Source organism: Nonomuraea sp. NPDC049480, assembly GCF_044465905.1.
Classification (GTDB): Bacteria; Actinomycetota; Actinomycetes; order Streptosporangiales; family Streptosporangiaceae; genus Nonomuraea.
In genome coordinates this window covers 31943-51291 of the sequence record NZ_JBITMD010000026.1, presented here as the reverse complement: position 1 = coordinate 51291, position 19349 = coordinate 31943, and the positions used below count along the sequence as shown (strand labels likewise).

Here is a 19349-nt window from a genome sequence, read left to right as displayed (position 1 = left end):
ATCAGTCGAGACGGACGACGCGGCGCTCGCGACGGGCCCGTTCGGCCGCGAAGACGAGCTCGTGCGCGGCCATCGCCTCGGCGGCCGTGTCGGCGATCCAGCGGTCGTCCCAGGTCGCCACGGCCGTGATGAAGTCGTTCATGAGCCCGGCGTCGCCGCCGCTGTGGCCGGACAGCAGCGGGTCGTCCGTGGCCGGCGCCGTGGCGTCGATGGTCCGGGTCTCACGGGTGCGGAAGTCGGTGACCCGGATGATCGAGCCGTCGCAGAAGATCTCACCCATCGTGCCGAAGATGTGGGTCACCCGCGGCCGGCTGGTGGAGAACGCCGTCATGGTGAACGTCGCGGTCGCCCCGCCGTCGAACTCGAGCGCGACCACCTGCCGGTCGACGACGTCGTTGTCGCAGGCCCAGACGCAGCGGCCGTAGGGCCCGGTGCGCAGCGCGGCGGCCACCGACTCCTCGGTCGGATGCGGGGTGAGCACGCTGAGCGGCCAGGCGAGGTCGCCGGCCGCCAGATGCTCGCCGTAGATCCGCGTCGCCGAGTACGCGCACGAATCCTGGAGCACGCAGTCCGTGCACCGGTCGGCGGCCGCGTCGGGCCGGTTGCCGGGGACGAAGTAGCTCAGGCTGCCGAAGGAGGAGATCGCGCGTACCGGACGCCCGACGATGTGGCGGAGCCAGTCGAGGTCGTGGCAGGACTTGGCCAGCAGCATCGGCGCGCTGGTCTGCTCGCGGCGCCAGTTGCCGCGCACGTACGAGTGCGCGTAGTGGGCGAAGCCCACCGGCTCGATGTGGTCGACGTTGACGATCTCGCCGATCCGGCCCTCGTCCAGCAGGGTCCGGAGCATCCGCGTGTAGGGCGTGTAGCGCAGGACGTGGCAGACCCCGAAGGGCACCTTGTTGCGCGTCACCGCGTCCACGACCCGGCGGCACTCCTCCTCGGTCGGGGCGATCGGCTTCTCCAGCAGCACGGCGTACCCGGCCTCGGCGAAGGCGACGGCCGGCTCGACGTGCTGGGCGTCCTGGGTGGTGATGACGACCGCGTCGGCGAACCGGGGCCGGCCCACGAGCTCACGCCAGTCCTGGAAGATCGCGGAGGTGGGCAGGCGGTGCCGCTCGGCGGCGATCCGCTGCCTGGCCGGATGCGGCTCGGCCACCGCCACCACCTCGGCCCGGTCCGGGTGCTCGTCGATCCAGTGCCCGTAGATCTCACCCCGGATCCCGGTGCCCACCAGCACGACCCGCACCGGCTCATGACCCGCCCGCATGGGCATCCTCCGGAAGATGTGATTTGATAATGAAATTGCTTTATCTAATTGCCGGTGACGATAGACTTCCGGCAGCGCCGGGGGCAAGGAGGCGTGACCCAACTGTTACCACCCCCTGCGACTACGCCCCGTTGCGGCTCACGAGGAGACAGGTCAGTGGCAACCACCAGCGATCCCCCGCGCGCCGGCGCCGGCCGTGAGACGGTCTGGCCCCTCGGTGACGACCCGGTCGCCGACGTGGGGGCGCAGGTCATCTCCCCGGCGGCCGTCGCGGTCGGGGATCTGCGTGCCGCCAACGCGGCGGCCGTACTCGCCGCCATCAGGTCCGCCGACCGGCCGCACCGCCTGGCGACCCTGGCCCAGCTCACCAAGCTGTCCCGCCCGACCGTCGAGGTGCTGGTGGACGACCTCCTCGGCTGCGGCCTGATCGAGGAGGTCGCGGCGGCCCCGGCGCAAGGAGTGCGCTCGCCCGGCAGGCCCGCCCGGCGGTTCCGTTTCCGGCCCCGGGCGGGCTACGTGATCGGGGTGGACGTACGCGCTCATTCGATCATCGCCTGCGTGGCGGACCTCGACGGCCGGCTCCTGACCGTCAAACGCCGGACGGTCCGGGCCGACCTCACCGGGCGCACCCGCGCCGGAGCGGTGACCGCGACCATCCAAGGCGCCATGGAGCAGGCCGGGGTCGGGGCCGGCCAGATCTGCGCGGCCACCATCGGAACCCCCGGCCTGGTGGAGCGGGGCAACGCCCGGATCCGGTACGTCGATCACATGAGGACCTGGGCCGAGGTCGACATCGTGGCCGTGGTGTCGGAGGCACTCGGCTGCCCGGTCGCGGTGGAGAACGACGCGAACCTGGCCGCGCTGGGCGAGCACTGGCGCGGCGTCGGCACGGCGACCTCCGAGATGTTGTTCATCCTCCTCGGCGAGCGGCTCGGCGCCGGCATCATCACCGGCGGGCGGCTGCTACGCGGCCATCACGGCGCGGCCGGCGAGATCGGATTCCCCGGGCGCAGCACGGCGGAGGGCCCCGGGCTCGGGCCGCTGTCCGGCGACCAGCCGGGTGCGCCGGGCGATGCCCACAGCTCCGCCACCAGCGCCGCGGTCGTCGCAGCGGCCGCCGCCGGCGGGGACGCCGGCGCCGTCGGCGTGCTGGAATCGGCCGGGCGGCGGCTGGCCGAAGGCATCGCGCCGATCCTGCTGGCGCTCGACCCCGCCGTCGTCGTCCTGGGCACCAGCCTGTTCCCCGACCCTCGCCTGGCGCCCGCGGCGGAGCTGCTGCGCGACGCGGCCGAGCGACGGGCGGCCGGTCTGCTCGTCGACCCTCCGGAGTGGCGGCTGTCGGTCCTCGGCGACGAGGCGATCCTCACGGGTGCGGTCCGCTTCGCGCTGTCCGCCGTCGAGCGCGTCCTGCTCACCAGGCCGACGAGCCTGTTCGGAGCCTAAGACCATCCCTTTCAGGATGGTCCGGTTCGTGATCGCGTCTGTCCGAGCCGGTCCGGGTGCATGCCACCGGCAATTTTCGACGTTCGACGGTGCAGGTCCGGGCAGGGGATCATGCAGCGCAAAGTCGGCATCATGGATCACAACGTCCCGTTTGGCCTGCGCAGCGTGGCAGTCGGGGATGCCTGGCTGGACAACAGCAACCACATCGTGGTCTACCGGAACACCGTCGCCGAAGAACCGGCCGTGGCCGGACACCGCCGTCTGTCCGGTGACGGCGGCTATCGGGGCGTGCCTGAGATCCACGGACCCGACGGAAAGATCGTCGATGGTGCCGCCTGGAAGCGGTTCCGGCGGAGCGGGCCGTCACCGAACACGTGATCGCCCGCATGAAGGACTATCCGATCCGGCGCCAGTGCCGCAAGGAGGACGCGATCGACCACGCGACCGCCGGAGTCGCGGTGCTCCACAACCTCGAAATCGCCATAAGCCGATCTCGGCTATCGAGGCCCGAGCCCCGTCTTCCCGTCGATCAGCTCACGGGCGATGTCGAGATGACCGGCATGGCGGGCGGTCTCCTCGATCATGTGCAGGACGATCCGGCGCAGGTCGGTGATCTCGGATCCGAGCGGATCCGGGTGACGTCCGCGCGGCGGCGCCGACAGCGGTGTGGCGGCCAGGACGGCGTCGGACCGCGCGCACTGGTCGCGGTAGAAGGCGAAGACCACGGACGGCGGTCGCGGGGTGAGCAGCGGTGTGTCGTCGTCGGGCCAGGGCAGCGGCTCGGCGGAGCCGGTGGCGATCTCCTGGAACCAGTGCCGCTCGGCGTGGCCCAGATGCTCCACCAAACCCAGGGGCGTCCATCCCGAGGGCACGACCGCGGTCGTCAAGGCCTCGTCGTCCAGCCCTTCGATGATCGCCAGCACGCTGGCGCGCTGTGCTTCCAAGAACATCAGCAGGGCGTCCTTCTCGCCGTCGTCCACCGCGTTCACACCTTTCCTGGGAGGGTGCCGCACGCTAGCAGACGGCCCCGGCGTTCCCGTGGGCGGCCGCGCGTGAACCTCATATAGGTCTGGGCGATACCCCCGATCGTCATCAGGGCTTTGTGCCGGGCCGGCGGCGTGTGGTTCAGTCGGAAACGGCTCCGGCAGGCCTGTTCCGAGCGGCGAATCCCCTTTCCACGACACCAGCACACGAGGAGAAGCGCGTGAGGGACGCGGTCATCGTCGATGCGGTACGCACCCCCATCGGAAAACGCAACGGAGCCCTGTCCGGCATCCACCCCGCCACGCTCTCGGCACACGTGCTGAACGCGCTCGCCCAGCGTACCGGAGTGGAGCCCGCGGAGATCGACGACGTCATCTGGGGATGCGCCGGCCAGGCCGGAGACCAGTCGGGCAACGTCGGGCGGGTCGCCGTGCTCGCGGCGGGATGGCCGGAAGCGGTCCCCGGCACCACGGTCGACCGCCGCTGCGGCTCCAGCCAGCAGGCGGTGCACTTCGCGGCCGCGGGAGTCGTCGCCGGTCACTACGACTTCGTGATCGCCGGGGGCGTCGAGTCGATGAGCCGCGTGCCCATGGGCTCGGCCGCGCGGGACGGCCGCCCGTACCCGGACGAGGTGCTCGAACGGTACGGCGTGCCCGGCTTCGACCAGGGCATCGGCGCGGAGATGACGGCCGGACGGTGGGGTCTGTCCCGGCGGCGGCTCGACGAGTACGCGGCCCGCTCGCACGCCAGGGCGGCGGCGGCCGTCGACTCGGGCGCGCTCGACGGCCAGCTCGCCCCCGTGGAGGGAGCCCTGCGGGCCGACGAGGGCATCCGCCGCGGATCGTCGGTGGAGACGCTGGCCGGGCTGAAGCCCGCCTTCCGCGAGGACGGCGTGATCACCGCGGGCAACGCCTCGCAGATCTCAGACGGCGCCGGCGCCCTGCTCATCACGTCGAGCGAGACCGCCAGGGCGCGGGGGATGCGGCCGATCGCCCGCGTGCACACCGTCGCGCTGGCGGCCGGCGATCCCGTCATCATGCTGACCGCTCCCATCGAGGCCACCGCCAAGGCGCTCAAGAGATCCGGGCTGAGGATCGACGACATCGGGGCCTTCGAGGTGAACGAGGCCTTCGCGCCGGTGCCGCTGGCCTGGCAGGCCGAGACCGGAGCCGCCGGCGACCGGCTCAACCCCTTGGGCGGCGCCATCGCCGTGGGCCACCCGCTGGGCGGTTCGGGCGCCATCCTGATGACGCGTCTCGTCCACCACATGAAGGACCAGGGCATCCGCTTCGGACTGCAGACCATGTGCGAAGCAGGCGGCATGGCCAACGCGACCATACTCGAACTGCTCTGACGAGAGGACCCACCCATGCGTCTGGAAGGACTCTGCACCGCCGTCACCGGAGGCGCGTCCGGCCTCGGGCTGGCGACGGCCCGCCGGCTGGTCGAGGCGGGCGGCAAGGTCGTCGTCATCGACCTGCCGGGTTCCGCCGGGGCCGGCGTCGCCGCGGAGCTCGGCGAGGCGGCCCGCTTCGCCGCCGCCGACGTCACCGACGCCGACCAGTTCGCGGCGGCGCTCGACGCGGCCGGCGAGCTCGGCGGCCTGCGGGCTCTCGTGCACTGCGCGGGCGCCGGCCGCAGGCTGAGGCTCCTGGACAAGGAGGGCAACCCGGGGTCGCTCGAGGACTTCGAGTGGGTGATCAAACTCAACCTGATCGGCTCGTTCAACGCCCTGCGCCTCGCCGCGGCCCGCATCGCCCGCCACGAAGCGGTCAACGGCGAACGCGGCGCCATCGTGCTGACCGCGTCGGTCGCCGCGTACGAAGGCCAGATCGGCCAGATCCCGTACACCGCCGCGAAGGCCGGCATCGCCGGCATGACCCTGACGGCCGCCCGTGACCTGGCCGGCCGGGCGATCCGGGTGTGCACGATCGCGCCCGGCATCATGGACACGCCCCTCCTGGCCCGCCTGCGCGAGGACGTGCGGGCCTCGCTGGAGGCCTCCGTGCCCAACCCGGCCCGGCTCGGCCGTCCCGAGGAGTTCGCCCGGCTCGCCTGCCAGATCCTGGAGAACGGCTACCTCAACGGCGAGACCATCCGGCTCGACGGCGCCATCCGCATGGCGCCGCGCTGAGGCGGCCGGATGGACGGGCCTGGATACAGTCAGGCCGTGGACCTGCACCAGATCAAGTATTTCCTCGCGGTCGTCGACCACAACGGCATCAACGCCGCGGCGACCGTGCTCGACGTCGCCCAGCCGACGATCTCGCAGGCCATCCAGGGCCTGGAGCGCGAGCTCGGCGTCCCGCTGTTCCACCGCATCGGCCGCGGCATGGTGCTCACCTCGGCCGGGCACAGCCTGGTCGGGCCCGCGCGCCGCATCCTGCGCGACGTCGTCGCCGCGGAGGGCTCGCTCGTCGACGCGGCCGGACGGCCGCGAGGCCGCCTGGACGTCTTCGCCATGCCCGCCTTGTCGGCGGACCCGGTGGCCCGCCTGGTCGGCGCCTTCCGCAGGGAGTACCCGAAGGTCTCCATCCGCATCGGCGACCTGCGCGACGAGACGGCGGCGGCCGCCCTGATCAGGGAGGGGCACTGCGAGATCGTGGTCTGCCATCTGCCCGCGATGGACCACGCCGGGCTGGAGGTCCGCCAGCTCGGCGTGCAGGAGTACTGGCTGGTCCTCCCTCCGGGGTCCGCGGCGCCGTCACGGGATCCGCTGCCGCTGTCCGAGCTGCCGGACCTCCCGCAGGTGATCGTGCCGCGCGGCAGCTCCCTGGCGGTCGGCGAGATCGAGCAGGCGGTCGCGGCGGCGGGGCGCGCCATCATCCCGTCCGTCGTCGTGGAGCACCGCGAGGCCCGCCTGCCGTTCGTGCTCGCCGGCGTGGGGGCCACGTTCCTCGAACGCTCGATGGCCGAGGCCGCCGCCGCGCGCGGGGCCGTGGTGCGCGCGCTGGAGCCGCGGATCAGCCGGGCGTACGGGCTGGTCTACGACGGCGCCGCGCTCTCCCCGGCCGGACGGGCGTTCGTCGACCTGGCCTGCCCGTAGGCCTGCCGCAGCTCGTTCTTGCGTACCTTCCCGCTCGCGTTGCGCGGCAGGTCGGCGACCACGGCCAGGCGCCGCGGCACCTTGTACGCCGCCAGCCGCGACCGGCACCACTGATCGATCTCCTCGGCCGTCGGCGACTCCGACGCGGGGAAGGGGACCACGACGGCCAGCGGCGTCTCGCCCCACCGCTCGTCCGGCACGCCCACCACGGCGACCTCCGCCACCTTCGGGTGGGCCGCGATGGCCTCCTCCACCTCGGCGGAGTAGATGTTCTCGCCGCCCGAGATGATCATGTCCTTCAGCCGGTCCACCACGTAGATGTAGCCGTCCTCGTCCTGCCGGACCAGATCACCGGAGTGGAACCAGCCGCCCGCGAAGGCCTCCGCGGTCTCGGCCGGCTTGTTCCAGTAGCCCGTCATGATCGACGGCCCCCGGTAGACGATCTCGCCGATCTCGCCGCGCGGCACGTCGTTCATCTGCCCGTCGACGATGCGCACCTCGGTGTTGACCAGCGGCGTGCCCACAGAGCCGATCTTGCGCACCGCGTCCTCGCCGAGGAGCACGGTCGACACCGCGCCGCACTCCGTCTGGCCGAACATGCTGAGCAACCTGGCGCCGGGGAACGTCTCGATCATCCGGAGCAGGAGCGCCTTGGTCGCGGGCGCGGCGCCCCACGAGATGATCCGCAGCGCGGACAGGTCCCTGCCCTCGATCCCCGGGACGTCGCAGACCGCCTGCCACTGGGCCGGGACCAGGAAGCAGTACCCGACGCCCTCGCGTTCGAGCAGGTCCACGGTCTCCATCGGGTCGAAGCGGCTCGACCTGGCGATCACGGTCCGCGCGCCGACCAGCACGCTGGACAGCAGGGCCGCCAGGCCGCCGATGTGGAAGAGCGGGGTGTTGATCAGCCACACCCGGCAGTCGCTCGGCACGCCGACGTGGGCGAACCTGCTCATGGTCTGGACGGCCAGGTTGTAGTGCGTGAGCACCGCGCCCTTGGGCCGTCCCGTCGTGCCGGAGGTGTACATGATGAAGGCCGGCGCGTGCAGGCCGGCCACCGCGTCGGCCACCGTGCCGGCGCCCTCTTCCGGCGCGTCGCGCAACGCGTCCTCGTAGCGCTCCATGCCGACGACCGGCTCTCCCACCGCCAGGCAGTGGCGCACGGCCGGCGCGTTCTTCCACGCCCGGGCGAAGGTCGCGGCCAGCCCGGCGTCGACGACGGCGAGCACGGCCCCGCTGTCGGACAACTGGTACGCCACCTCGTCCGCCTGCAACCGGAAGTTCACCGGCACGCAGACGGCACCCACCCTGGCACAGGCGAAGAACACCTCCACCATCTCGAGCCCGTTGAACGTCATCACCACGACCCGGTCGCCCCGCTCCACACCCCGCGCCCGCAAGGCGCCGGCCAGCCGGTCCACCCGCGCGTCCAGCTGACCGTACGTGCGACCAGCCCCATCCATCCGCAGCGCCACGGCGTCCGGGGAGGAGCGGGCGTGCCGGGCGAGCTGGTCGCTGATCGTCATCCCCGAGTGGGCCGATGGCGTGTTCACGTGAATTCTCCTTCGTCGCGGCCAGGACACGCTGCTGAGAGTCGACCACCCCATCGGGCCGGGCGCAAAGAGCGAACGCCGCACCGTCCGATAGGCCGAACCTATGGGCGCCGCCGGCTCAGCTCCGCCGCGACGTCCAGGAACGCCGTGGCGGCCGGGGAGAGCGGACCGGGACGGAACACGAGCCGCACGGTCCGCCGGACCGGCGGCGACATGGACCGCACCACCACGTCGCGCAGCTCCGTCTCGGCGATCCGCCGGGGCAGGAACGTGGCGCCCGCGCCGTGCGTGACCAGCTCCCAGATCGCCTGCCGGTGCGCGCACTCGACGGCCACGAAGCCCACGGCCTGCCCCAGCGCGTCGTCGATGGCGGCCCCGCCCCCCGCCTCCGCGGACTCCAGGACCAGGGGGATCTCGGCGATCGCCTCCAGCGGCACCGGATCGGGGAGCGTGGCCGCCAGGTCCGGCGGCAGGACGAGCGCGATCTCCTGCTCCCACAGCTCCCGGGTCCGCACCATGTCGCTCTTCACCGGGAAATCCGTCAACCCCAGCTCGGCATGCCCCTGACGGACCTGGCTCACGACACCGGACGCGCTGCCGGGATCGCGTACGGTGACCAGGATGCCCGGATGCCGGCGGTGCAGCTCGCTGGTCAGCTCCGGCAGCGGGTCGGCGGACAACGTCGACAGCACCGCGAGCTCCAGCCGCCCGGTGACCAGGTCCCGTACGGCGTGGACGCGCCGCCTGGCGCTCTCGACGTCGGCCAGGATCTGGCGGGCGGGCCCGGCGAACGCCCGCCCGTCGGCGGTCAGGGTGAGCCCGCGGCCGGACCGGTCGAACAGCTGGGTGCCGAGCTGGCGTTCCAGGCTGCGGATGGCCTGGGACAGCGACGGCTGGGCGATGTAGAGCGCCTTCGCGGCCTTGGTGACGCCGCCGTGGTCGACGACCGCTACGAAGTACGCGACGAGCCGCAGGTCCATGCCCCGAACTGTACTCATAGGCGGGACTGATAGATCCATACGCACCCCGGTCTTTGCGCCCGCGGGCCCGGTGATGATGCAGTCGGGGGAGGCCGGACGCCACCGGCCGGCCCGTCCCCCGGCCCGCCAGGAGCACGATGACAACGGAGAGCAGCACGACCGCCGCCGGAGACGACGTGCTGGTGCGTCACGAGTCGCGCGTCGCGGTCATCACCATCAACCGCCCGCACGCGCGTAACGCCGTCACCCGGGCGGTGTCCGAGGGCATCGCCGCCGCGCTCGACGAGCTCGACCGGCGCGACGATCTTTCCGTCGGCGTCCTCACCGGGGCCGGGGGCTGCTTCTGCGCGGGAATGGATCTGAAGGGATTCCTGCGCGGCGAGCGTCCCAGCATCGAGGGCCGGGGGTTCGCCGGCCTGACCGAGAAGCCGCCGGACAAGCCGCTGATCGCGGCAGTCGAGGGCTACGCGCTCGCGGGCGGCTGCGAGATCGTCCTCGCCTGCGACCTCGTCGTGGCGGCGCGGACGGCCCGGTTCGGCCTCCCGGAGGTCCAGCGGGGCCTGGTGGCCGCCGCCGGCGGGCTGCTGCGCCTGCCGCACCGCGTGCCCGCGCAGGTCGCGATGGAGCTCGCGCTGACCGGCGACCTGATCACGGCGGATCGCGCGTACGAGATCGGGCTGGTCAACCGGCTCTCGGAGGACGGCGAGGCGCTCGCGACGGCGCTCGCCCTGGCCGCGCGCATCGCGGAGAACGGCCCGCTCGCGACCCTCGCCAGCAAGCGCGTGATCAAGGAGCACGAACAGTGGCCGGAGGCCGAGAGGTTCGCCCGCCAGCGCCTGATCATCGAGCCCGTCTTCGCGTCCCAGGACGCCAAGGAAGGCGCCCGGGCCTTCGCCGAGAAGCGCCGGCCGAACTGGCGGGGCCGATGAGCGGCAGCGGTCCCCTCAGCGGAGTGCGGGTGGTCGAGCTGGGCGGCATCGGCCCCGTTCCGTTCGCCGCCATGATGCTGGCCGACCTGGGGGCGGAGGTGATCCGCGTGCACCGCCCCGCCGATCGGGACACGCGCCCGAACCCGGTGCTGGACCGCGGCCGCCGGTCGCTGGTCGCCGACCTGAAGCATCCCCGTGGCGCGGCGGTCGTCCTGGCCCTGATCGACACGGCGGACGCGGTGCTGGAGGGCTTCCGCCCCGGCGTGGCCGAGCGGCTCGGGTTCGCCCCCGAGACGCTGGCCGAGCGCAACCCGCGGCTGGTGTTCGGCCGCATGACCGGCTTCGGCCAGGACGGGCCGCTGGCGGCGCGGGCCGGCCACGACATCAACTACATCGCGCTGTCCGGCGCGCTCGCCGCGATCGGCCGTCCCGATCACCCGCCCACCCCGCCGCTCAACCTGGTCGGCGACTTCGGGGGCGGCGGCATGCTGCTCGCCGTCGGCGTGCTCGCGGCGGTGCTCAACGCGCGGGGGTCGGGGCGCGGGCAGGTCGTGGACGCGGCGATGGCCGAGGGCTCCGGCCTGCTGATGTCGATGATCTACGGCCGGTACGCGGCCGGCGCCTGGCGCCTCGACCGCGGCGCGAACCTGCTCGACGGCGGCGCCCCCTTCTACGACACCTACGAGTGCGCCGACGGGCGGCACGTGGCCGTGGGCGCCATGGAGGCCGCGTTCTTCGCCAGGCTGGTCGACGTGCTCGGCGTCGCCGACGCGATCGACCTCGCCGCCCAACGGGACCCGGACACCTGGCCGGCGATGCGGGAGACGTTCGCCAGGGCGTTCAAGAGCACCACCCGCGACGAGTGGGCGGAGCGGTTCGCCGGCGTCGACGCCTGCGTCACGCCGGTGCTGACCATGGACGAGGTCGTCACGCATCCGCACAACGCCGCCAGGAACAGCTTCTCCACCGACGCCGAGGGCGCCGTCCACCCCGCGCCCGCGCCCCGGTTCGCCGGCACCCCCTGCGGCAGGCCCGCGCCCGCGCCGGCGCCCGGGGAGGACACCCGTGCGATCCTGGCCGAACTGGGGCACACCGATGAGGAGATCGAGAGCCTGCTGTCGGAGGGGGCCGTGCGGTGAACGCGTACTGGCCGGAGGGAATGCCCGCCACGCTCGACTATCCCGAGCTGACCGTCGGAGAGCTGCTCACCACGGCGGCGCGGCTGTACGGCGACCGGACGGCCGTCGTGGACGGGCCGGAGCGGCTCACCTTCGCCGAGCTGCTCGCGCGGGCCGCCGCGTTCGCGCACGGCCTGCGGGACGCCGGCGTCCGCGACGGCGACGTCGTCCTCCTCCACCTGCCCAACAGCGCCTGGTTCCTGATCGGCTACTACGGGACGCTGCTCGCCGGCGCCACCGTGTCGCTCGCCAACCCGCTGCAGCCGGCGCCGGCCCTGCGCGACCAGCTGCTCGACACCGGCGCGGTCCTCGCCCTCAGCCACCCCGCCCACGTGGCCACCCTGCGGGAGGCGGGCCCGGACCTGCGGACGATCGTGGTCGTACCGCCGCACGCGGACCCCCCGCCGGCCGGCACGGTGCCCCTCGCCGGCTTCGTCGCCGGCCGGCCCGCCACCGCCCCGGAGACGGGCGTCACCCCGGACGACGCGGCCCACATCGCCTACACCGGCGGCACCACCGGAGTCCCGAAGGGCGTGCGGGTCCTGCACCGCAACGTGGTCGCCAACGTCGCCCAGATGACCGCCTGGCGCGCCGCCCACCTGCTCACCACCGGCGACGGCGAACCCCGGCTCCGCCCGATCCCCGGCCTGGACGACGCGGGCGTGCACCCCGGCGACGGGGTCACCGTGATGGTGTCACCCCTGTTCCACGCGCACGCGCTCATCCACGTGAACTTCCTGCTCCTGTGCGGCACCACCATCGTGCTCACCGGACGCTTCACCCCCGAGCTGCTGCTGGCGGCGATCGAGCGGCACCGCGCCACGTACGTCACCGGCAGCCCGGCCATGTGGCACGCGCTGCTGGACAGCCCCGAGCTGGACGCCCGCGACCTGTCCTCGGTGCGGGTGGTCTCCTCGGGCGCCGCCCCGATCGACCCGGCCGGCCTCCAGGCGCTGGCCGCCGCCTTCCCCAACGCGATGGTCGGCGAGGGGTACGGCCTCACCGAGGCCACGTGCCTGGTGACCGCCGCGCCGCTGCTGCGGGGCGCCAGGCGCAAACCGGGAAGCGTCGGCGTGCCGATCTTCGACACCGCGGTGGAGGTCCGCTCGATCGGCGACGGCGCGGCCGTGCTCGGCCCCAACGAGCCGGGCGAGCTCTGGGTACGCGGCCCCCAGGTCACGCCCGGCTACCTGAACCGGCCGGAGGCGACCGCCGAGCAGTTCGCCGGCGGCTGGCTGCGTACCGGGGACATCGGCCTCGTCGACGAGGAGGGCTTCGTCCACATCGTCGACCGGGCCAAGGACATGCTCATCTACAAGGGCTACAACGTCTATCCGCGCGAGCTGGAGGACATCCTGCGCGGCCATCCCGGCGTGGCCGCGGCGGCGGTCGTCGCCAGGCCCGTCCCGGGCGCGGGGGAGGAGCCGGTCGCCTTCGTCGTGCCGCGGCAGGGCACCGTCGTCCACCCGGAGGCCGTCATGGCGTTCGTCGCCGAGCGGGTGGTTCCGTACAAGAAGATCCGGGCCGTCCACGTCATCGACGCGCTGCCGACCTCGCCCGCCGGGAAGATCCTCAAAGCCGAGCTGCGCGCGCGGATCGCACAGCCTCCCACCACCGTCAGGAGTTGAACCGTGGAGACCGAAGCGTTCCAGGAGGTGCTCGCCGCCGTGCGCACGTTCGTCCGCAAGGAGGTCGTGCCCGCCGAAGACGTCATCGAGCAGACCGACGAGATCCCCGAGGGCATCCGCGCGAAGGCGGCCGGCATGGGGCTGTTCGGCTACGCGCTGCCGGAGGAGCACGGCGGGCTTGGGTTCTCCATGGCGGAGGACGTCCGGCTGGCGATGGAGCTCGGCTACACCGCACCGGCCTTCCGCTCGATGCTCGGCACCAACAACGGCATCGCCGGCCAGGTCCTGGTGAACTTCGGCACCGACGAGCAGAAGCGGCGCCACCTCCCCGGCCTGGCCTCCGGCGCCAAGATCGCCGCGTTCGCGCTCACCGAGCCCGAGGCCGGCTCGGACCCGAGCGGGCTGCGGACCCGGGCCGTCCGGGTCGCGGACGGCTACCGGCTCACCGGCCAGAAGCGGTTCATCACCAACGCCGACCGCGCCGACCTGTTCATGGTCTTCGCCCGGACGAACGCCGGCGCGGGCACCAACACCGAGGGCACCAAGGGCATCTCCGTCTTCGCGGTCGAGTCCGGCGCCGAAGGGCTCACCGTCGGCCCCAAGGACGAGAAGATGGGGCAGCGCGGCGCGCACACCGCCGAGGTCTTCCTCGACGACGTCCTCGTGCCCGAGTCCGCGCTGATCGGCGGCGTCGAGGGCGAGGGCTTCGCGGCCGCCATGCGCTCGCTGGCCCGCGGCCGGCTGCACATCGCGGCGATCTGCGTCGGGCTCGCCCAGCGGCTCGTCGAGGAGAGCGTCGGCCACGCCGCGGCCGGCCGGCAGGGCGGCCGTCCCATCGCGGAGTTCCAGCAGGTGCAGGCGATGCTCGCGGACTCACAGACCGAGCTCATGGCCGGCCGGGCGATGGTGCTGGAGGCGGCGAAGGCGTACGACGACGGCAGCGACCGCCGCATGGCGCCGTCGTGCGCGAAGCTCTTCTGCTCGGAGATGGTCGGCAGGGTGGCCGACCGCGCCGTCCAGATCCACGGCGGCCTGGGATACATGCGGTCGGTCCCGGTCGAGCGGTTCTACCGCGACGCCCGCCTGTTCCGCCTGTACGAGGGCACCAGTGAGGTACAAAAGGTCATCATCGCCAAACAACTGCTCAGGGGGGACGCCCGGTGACGCTGCCGCTCCAGGGGCTGCGGATCGTCGAGATCTCCAGCTATGTGGCCACCCCGCTGGGCGGGATGACGCTGGCTCAGCTCGGCGCCGACGTCATCCGGGTCGAGCCGATCGGCGGGGCGGCGGACCGCACCCGCTGGCCGCTGGCCGGGAGCGGGACGAGCCTGTACTGGTCCGGCCTGAACAAGGGCAAACGCGCGATCGAGGTGGACCTGTCCTCCGGCGAGGGATGCCGGCTCGTCGCCGGCCTGATCGCCGGCGGCGGCGGGATCGTGATCACCAACGCCGACCGGTACCCGGAGCTGACCTTCGAGGCGTTGCGGGAGCGCCGCCCCGACGTGATCCACGTGCTGCTCACCGGCCGCCGCGACGGCGGGGCCGCGGTCGACTACACCGTCCAGGCGGCGACCGGCTTCCCCCTGCTGACCGGCCCGGAGAACGTGGCAGGGCCGGTCAACACCGTGGTTCCCGCCTGGGACGTCGCGGCAGGGCTCTACCTGGCGGCCGGCCTGCTGGCCGCCGAGCGGCACCGCCTGCTGACGGGGGAGGGGCAGCGGGTACGCCTCGCGCTGGAGGACGTCGCCCTGGCGACCGCGGGCAACCTCGGTTACCTGGCCGAGGCGCAGCTGGGCGCGAGCTCAGGCACGCCGCGGGAGCGCGACGGCAACCACGTCTACGGCACGTTCGGCCGCGACTTCGCCACCGCCGACGGCGAGCGGCTGATGATCGTGGCGCTCACCGCCCGGCACTGGCGGGACCTCCTCGCCGCCACCGGGCTCACCGACGTGGTGTCCGCGCTGGCCGCCGCGCTCGGCGCGGACTTCGCGGAGGAGTCCGAGCGGTACCGGCACCGCAAGGTCCTCGCAGCCCTGCTCGCCGGCTGGTTCGAGTCGCACACCCGGGCCGAGGCGGAGACGGCGTTGCGCGCCACCCGCGTGCTCTGGTCGGCGTACCGGAGCTTCACCGACCTCGCCGCCGGGCTGCCCGGGAACCCGCTCATGGCGGAGATCGACCAGCCCGGCGTGGGGCGGCACTGGGCGCCCGGATCACCGCTGGTCGTAGACGGGGAGCAGCCGCCGCCGGCGGCGGCGCCGCAGGTGGGCCGGCACACCGACGACGTGCTGCGGACCGAGCTCGGACTGTCCGAGGAGGACCTCGCGACGCTGCGGAAGAACGGCGTCATCCACGGCCCGACCTCATCACCACCAGAGGGAACATGATGCTGCTCAACCATAAGACCGCCGTCATCACCGGTGGCGCCCAGGGCATCGGGCTCGCCATCGCGGAGGTCTTCGTCAGGGAAGGCGCCCGGGTCGTGATCGGCGACCTCAATCTGGAGGCCGCCGAGGCGGCGGCCAAGCGACTCGGCGGCCCCGGCGCGGCCCGCGCGGCACGCTGCGACGTCACGAGCGCCGCGGACGTGGACGCCCTGATCCAGACGGCGCTGGAGGCGTTCGGCTCGCTGGACGTCATGGTCAACAACGCCGGGATCACCCGCGACGCGACGATGCGGACGATGACCGAGGAGCAGTTCGACCAGGTCATCGACGTGCACCTCAAAGGCACCTGGAACGGCACCCGCAAGGCGGCCGCCGTCATGCGCGAGCAGAAGAGCGGCGCGATCGTGAACATCTCCTCGTTGTCCGGCAAGGTCGGCATGGTGGGCCAGACCAACTACTCCGCTGCCAAGGCCGGCGTCGTCGGCCTGTCCAAGGCCGCCGCCAAGGAGCTGGCCCACCACGGCGTACGCGTCAACGCCATCCAGCCGGGCCTGATCCGCTCGGCCATGACCGAGGCGATGCCGCAGAAGGCGTGGGACCAGAAGCTCGCCGAGATCCCGATGGGGCGGGCGGGCGAGGTGCAGGAGGTCGCCTCGGTGGCGTTGTTCCTGGCCTCCGAGCTGTCCTCGTACATGACCGGCACGGTGCTGGAAGTGACCGGCGGGCGGTTCATGTGAGCGGGGAACCGGGATCCCCGGTGATCGTGCGGGAAGGGACCGGGCATGCGTGAAGCGGTCATCTGCGAGCCCGTCCGCACCCCGATAGGCCGCTACGGCGGGGCCTTCAAGAGCCTGACGGCGGCCGACCTCGGGGTGGCCGCGCTCAAGGGCTTGATCGAGCGCACCGGCATCGCGCCGGACGCGATCGAGGACGTCGTCCTCGGCCACTGCAACGCCAGCAGCGAGGCGCCCGCGATCGGCCGCGTCGTCGCGCTCGACGCCGGGCTGCCCGTGCACGTGCCCGGCCTGCACCTCGACCGCCGGTGCGGCTCGGGCCTGCAGGCCGTGCTCTACGCGGCCATGCAGGTGCAGACCGGGGTCCACGACGTCGTCGTCGCCGGCGGCGCCGAGAGCATGAGCAACGCCACGTTCTACTCGGCCGACATGCGATGGGGCGCGCGGAACGGGATCGCCGTGCACGACAGCCTCGTACGCGCCCGGCAGACCGCGGGCGGGAAGAGCCACCCCGTCCCCGGCGGCATGCTCGAGACGGCCGAGAACCTGCGCCGCGCGTACGCGATCCCGCGCGCGGAGCAGGACGAGCTGGCCCTCCTGTCCCACCAGCGGGCGGTCACGGCCCAGGCCGGCGGGATCCTGGCCGAGGAGATCATCCCGATCGCGGTCAGGACCAGGACCGGCGAGGTCGTGATCGACACCGACGAGCACCCCCGCGCCGGCACTTCTCTGGAGTCCCTGGCCAGGCTCAAGCCGATCCTGCTCGACTCCGACCCGGAGGCGACGGTCACCGCGGGCAACGCCAGCGGGCAGAACGACGCCGCCGCCATGTGCCTCGTCACCACGCCCGAGCACGCCGCGCGGCACGGCCTGCGCCCGCTGGTCCGCCTCGTGTCGTGGGCGGTGGCCGGGGTCGAGCCGGAGACCATGGGCATCGGCCCGGTCCCCGCCACCGCGGCCGCCCTGCACCGGGCCGGCCTCACCCTGGACGACATCGGCCTCATCGAGCTCAACGAGGCGTTCGCGGCCCAGGCGCTGGCGGTCATGCGGGAGTGGGACTTCGGTGAGAAGGACCTGGAGCGCACGAACGTGCACGGCTCCGGCATCTCGCTCGGCCACCCGGTCGGCGCCACCGGCGTGCGCATGCTGGCGACCCTGGCCCGTGAGCTCCACCGCCGCGAGGCCCGGTACGGCCTGGAGACCATGTGCATCGGCGGCGGCCAGGGCCTGGCCGCGGTCTTCGAGCGCGTGCCGGCCTGATCAGCGGTCTTCGAGCGGTGCCGGCCTGATCAGCGGTCCTGCCAGATCGGCGCCCGCTTCTCGGCGAAGGCGCGGGCGCCTTCCAGCGCGTCGGCGGACGCCGTCACCGCCGCCCACACCTCCCGCTGCGCCGCGAACGCCTCCTCGTCGGTGTAGCTCACCGACGCCGACAGGATCTGCTTGGACGCCCGTACCGCGAACGGCGCGTTGGCGGCGATCCTGGCGGCCAGCTCCCGCGCTCCCGCCAGCGCCCCGCCCGGCTCGGTGAGCACATTCACCAGCCCGTACGTGTGCGCCTGCGCGGCCGGAAGCGGATCGCCGGTGAGCACCAGCTGCATGGCCAGGTGGTACGGCAGGGCCTTCGCCACCCGCAACAACCCGCCCCCCACCGCGATCAGCCCCCGCTTGACCTCCGGCAGGCTGAACACGGCGTCCCGCGCCGCGACCACGAGATCGGCGGCCAGCGCCAGCTCGCAGCCCCCGGCGACCGCCCACCCCTCGACCGCGGCGATCAGCGGCTTGGACGGAAGACGCTCGGTGATGCCGGCGAACCCGCGCCCCGGCAGGGCGGGCTTCTCACCACGCGTGAACGCCTTGAGGTCCATGCCGGAGCAGAACGTGCCGCCCGCGCCGGTGAGGATCCCGACCAGCAGTTCCGGCCGCGACTCCAGCTCGTCGATCGCCGCGGCCAGCGCCTTCGTCGTCTCCAGGTCCACCGCGTTGCGCGCCGCCGGCCGGTTGATGGTGATGACCGCCACGCCGTCGCCGAATTCGGTCAGCACGGTGCTCATGCGTGTTCCCTTTCGCTCACAGGCCGATGGACTTGGCGATGATGCTCTTCATGACCTCGCTCGTGCCACCGTAGATGCGGGTGACCCGCGCGTCGGCGTACATGCGGGCGATCGGATACTCCAGCACGTATCCGTAGCCGCCGTGCAACTGCAGGCACTTGTCCACGACGCGGGACTGCAGCTCGGTGCAGAAGAGCTTCACCTTGGCCGCGTCCGCCGCGCTCAACCCGCCGGCGTCGTGCTCCTCCAGCGCGCGGTCGACCAGCGCCTGCCCCGCCTCCACCTCGGTCGCGCACTCGGCGAGCACGAACTTGGTGTTCTGGAAGCCGGACAGCGGCCGGCCGAAGACGTTCCGCTCGCTCACGTACGCGAGCGTGACGTCCAGCGCCGCCGCCGCTGCCGCCTGCGCGTTCACCGCGATGGACAACCGCTCCTGCGCGAGATTGTGCCCGAGGTAGTCGAAGGCGCGGCCCTCCTCGCCCAGCAGGTTCGCGACCGGCACGGGGACGTCGGTGAAGGCCAGCTCGGCGGTGTCCTGCGCCTTGAGCCCGAGCTTGTCCAGGTTGCGGCCCACCGAGAAGCCGGGGGAGGCCGCCTCGACGACCAGGATGCTCAGGCCGGCGCGCCGGTTCTCCGCGGGCGGGGAGGTTCGGGCGACGACGAGCACGAGGTCGGCGTTGACGGCGCCGGTGATGAAGGTCTTGGCGCCGTTGAGCACGTAATGGTCACCGTCGAGTGCCGCGGTCGTGGCGATGCCGGCCAGGTCCGACCCGGTGCCCGGCTCGGTCATCGCGATCGCCGTCATCAGCTCGCCGCCGGCCACCCCGGGCAGCCAGCGCCGCCTCTGCTCCGCGTCGGCGTACCTCAGCAGGTACGGCAGCACGATGTCGGTGTGCACCCGCACCGGGCCGAGGCCCAGCTTCGCCCGCGCCAGCTCCTCGTTCACCACGGCGTTGAACTTGAAGCTGCGCTGGCCGCCGCCCCCGTACTCCTCGGGGACCTGCATGCCGAGGATGCCCAGCTTGCCCAGGAGCCGGTAGAAGTCGCGGGGCGCCGCGCCCGCCTTCTCCCATTCCGGGAAGACCGGGACGACCTCGCGGGCGAGGAAATCGCGGACGGTGGCCCGGAACGCCTCGTGGTCCTCGCCGAAGACGGTGCGTCGCATCGTTCCT

General features: G+C 72.9%; 18 protein-coding genes. 12 read left to right on the top strand and 6 right to left on the bottom strand.

Annotated features, from left to right (window positions below):
* Nucleotide 1: 1 nt before the first annotated feature.
* The gene (locus ACIBX3_RS47775; protein WP_397127352.1) at nt 2–1273 is read right to left on the bottom strand and encodes a Gfo/Idh/MocA family protein; all 1272 of its coding nucleotides are present in this window, start codon (nt 1271–1273) and stop codon (nt 2–4) included.
* 150 nt (nt 1274–1423) lie between these two features.
* On the opposite strand from ACIBX3_RS47775, the gene ACIBX3_RS47770 reads away from it, so the two are divergent.
* Both ACIBX3_RS47770 and ACIBX3_RS47765 read left to right on the top strand, forming a co-directional pair.
* The gene (locus ACIBX3_RS47770; RefSeq protein WP_397127351.1) at nt 1424–2710 is read left to right on the top strand and encodes an ROK family protein; all 1287 of its coding nucleotides are present in this window, start codon (nt 1424–1426) and stop codon (nt 2708–2710) included.
* Nucleotides 2711–2842: 132 nt separating this feature from the next.
* Nucleotides 2843–3088: a hypothetical protein gene (locus ACIBX3_RS47765; protein ID WP_397127350.1), complete on the top strand. Its 246-nt coding sequence runs from the start codon at nt 2843–2845 to the stop codon at nt 3086–3088.
* Between the two features lie 119 nt (nt 3089–3207).
* Here the strand turns inward: ACIBX3_RS47765 and ACIBX3_RS47760 are convergent, their stop codons facing one another.
* Nucleotides 3208–3690, bottom strand: coding sequence for a DinB family protein (locus tag ACIBX3_RS47760; protein WP_397127349.1), 483 nt, complete (start codon nt 3688–3690; stop codon nt 3208–3210).
* 224 nt (nt 3691–3914) lie between these two features.
* On the opposite strand from ACIBX3_RS47760, the gene ACIBX3_RS47755 reads away from it, so the two are divergent.
* From ACIBX3_RS47755 to ACIBX3_RS47745, 3 genes are read left to right on the top strand one after another with little or no spacing between them, the layout of a single operon-like run.
* Nucleotides 3915–5048 (top strand): thiolase family protein, encoded by a 1134-nt coding sequence (locus ACIBX3_RS47755; RefSeq protein ID WP_397127348.1) that lies wholly within the window; start codon nt 3915–3917, stop codon nt 5046–5048.
* 15 nt (nt 5049–5063) lie between these two features.
* Nucleotides 5064–5828, top strand: coding sequence for an SDR family NAD(P)-dependent oxidoreductase (locus ACIBX3_RS47750; protein WP_397127347.1), 765 nt, complete (start codon nt 5064–5066; stop codon nt 5826–5828).
* Between the two features lie 36 nt (nt 5829–5864).
* On the top strand, nt 5865–6740 hold the full coding sequence (locus ACIBX3_RS47745; protein ID WP_397127346.1) for a LysR family transcriptional regulator: 876 nt from the start codon (nt 5865–5867) through the stop codon (nt 6738–6740).
* Here the strand turns inward: ACIBX3_RS47745 and ACIBX3_RS47740 are convergent.
* Together ACIBX3_RS47740 and ACIBX3_RS47735 are read right to left on the bottom strand one after the other, a co-directional pair.
* Nucleotides 6680–8293, bottom strand: a complete 1614-nt coding sequence (locus ACIBX3_RS47740) for a long-chain-fatty-acid--CoA ligase (protein ID WP_397127344.1) — start codon at nt 8291–8293, stop codon at nt 6680–6682. The two genes, ACIBX3_RS47745 and ACIBX3_RS47740, sit on opposite strands and share 61 nt — an antisense overlap.
* A 101-nt stretch (nt 8294–8394) precedes the next feature.
* Entirely contained in the window at nt 8395–9273 is an 879-nt protein-coding gene (locus ACIBX3_RS47735) for a LysR family transcriptional regulator (RefSeq protein ID WP_397127343.1), read from the bottom strand.
* A gap of 137 nt (nt 9274–9410) precedes the next feature.
* Between ACIBX3_RS47735 and ACIBX3_RS47730 the strand changes: the two genes are divergently transcribed.
* From ACIBX3_RS47730 to ACIBX3_RS47700, 7 genes are read left to right on the top strand one after another with little or no spacing between them, the layout of a single operon-like run.
* Nucleotides 9411–10202 carry a crotonase/enoyl-CoA hydratase family protein gene (locus ACIBX3_RS47730; protein WP_397127342.1) on the top strand — a complete coding sequence of 264 codons (792 nt, stop codon included), beginning with the start codon at nt 9411–9413 and terminating at the stop codon, nt 10200–10202.
* Complete coding sequence (locus ACIBX3_RS47725; protein WP_397127340.1) at nt 10199–11341, top strand: CaiB/BaiF CoA transferase family protein; 1143 nt, start codon at nt 10199–10201, stop codon at nt 11339–11341. Before ACIBX3_RS47730 ends, ACIBX3_RS47725 begins: the two co-directional genes overlap by 4 nt.
* On the top strand, nt 11338–13008 hold the full coding sequence (locus ACIBX3_RS47720) for a class I adenylate-forming enzyme family protein (RefSeq protein ID WP_397127339.1): 1671 nt from the start codon (nt 11338–11340) through the stop codon (nt 13006–13008). Before ACIBX3_RS47725 ends, ACIBX3_RS47720 begins: the two co-directional genes overlap by 4 nt.
* A 3-nt stretch (nt 13009–13011) precedes the next feature.
* Complete coding sequence (locus ACIBX3_RS47715; protein ID WP_397127338.1) at nt 13012–14172, top strand: acyl-CoA dehydrogenase family protein; 1161 nt, start codon at nt 13012–13014, stop codon at nt 14170–14172.
* Nucleotides 14169–15392, top strand: a complete 1224-nt coding sequence (locus tag ACIBX3_RS47710) for a CoA transferase (protein WP_397127337.1) — start codon at nt 14169–14171, stop codon at nt 15390–15392. Before ACIBX3_RS47715 ends, ACIBX3_RS47710 begins: the two co-directional genes overlap by 4 nt.
* Nucleotides 15392–16129, top strand: coding sequence for a 3-oxoacyl-ACP reductase FabG (gene fabG / locus ACIBX3_RS47705; RefSeq protein WP_397127336.1), 738 nt, complete (start codon nt 15392–15394; stop codon nt 16127–16129). Before ACIBX3_RS47710 ends, fabG begins: the two co-directional genes overlap by 1 nt.
* Nucleotides 16130–16174: 45 nt before the next feature.
* Complete coding sequence (locus ACIBX3_RS47700; RefSeq protein ID WP_397127335.1) at nt 16175–17386, top strand: acetyl-CoA C-acetyltransferase; 1212 nt, start codon at nt 16175–16177, stop codon at nt 17384–17386.
* A 29-nt stretch (nt 17387–17415) separates the two neighbouring features.
* Here the strand turns inward: ACIBX3_RS47700 and ACIBX3_RS47695 are convergent, their stop codons facing one another.
* Both ACIBX3_RS47695 and ACIBX3_RS47690 read right to left on the bottom strand, forming a co-directional pair.
* Entirely contained in the window at nt 17416–18177 is a 762-nt protein-coding gene (locus ACIBX3_RS47695; protein WP_397127334.1) for a crotonase/enoyl-CoA hydratase family protein, read from the bottom strand.
* Nucleotides 18178–18193: 16 nt separating this feature from the next.
* Nucleotides 18194–19342 (bottom strand): acyl-CoA dehydrogenase family protein, encoded by a 1149-nt coding sequence (locus tag ACIBX3_RS47690; protein ID WP_397127333.1) that lies wholly within the window; start codon nt 19340–19342, stop codon nt 18194–18196.
* Nucleotides 19343–19349: the final 7 nt, after the last annotated feature.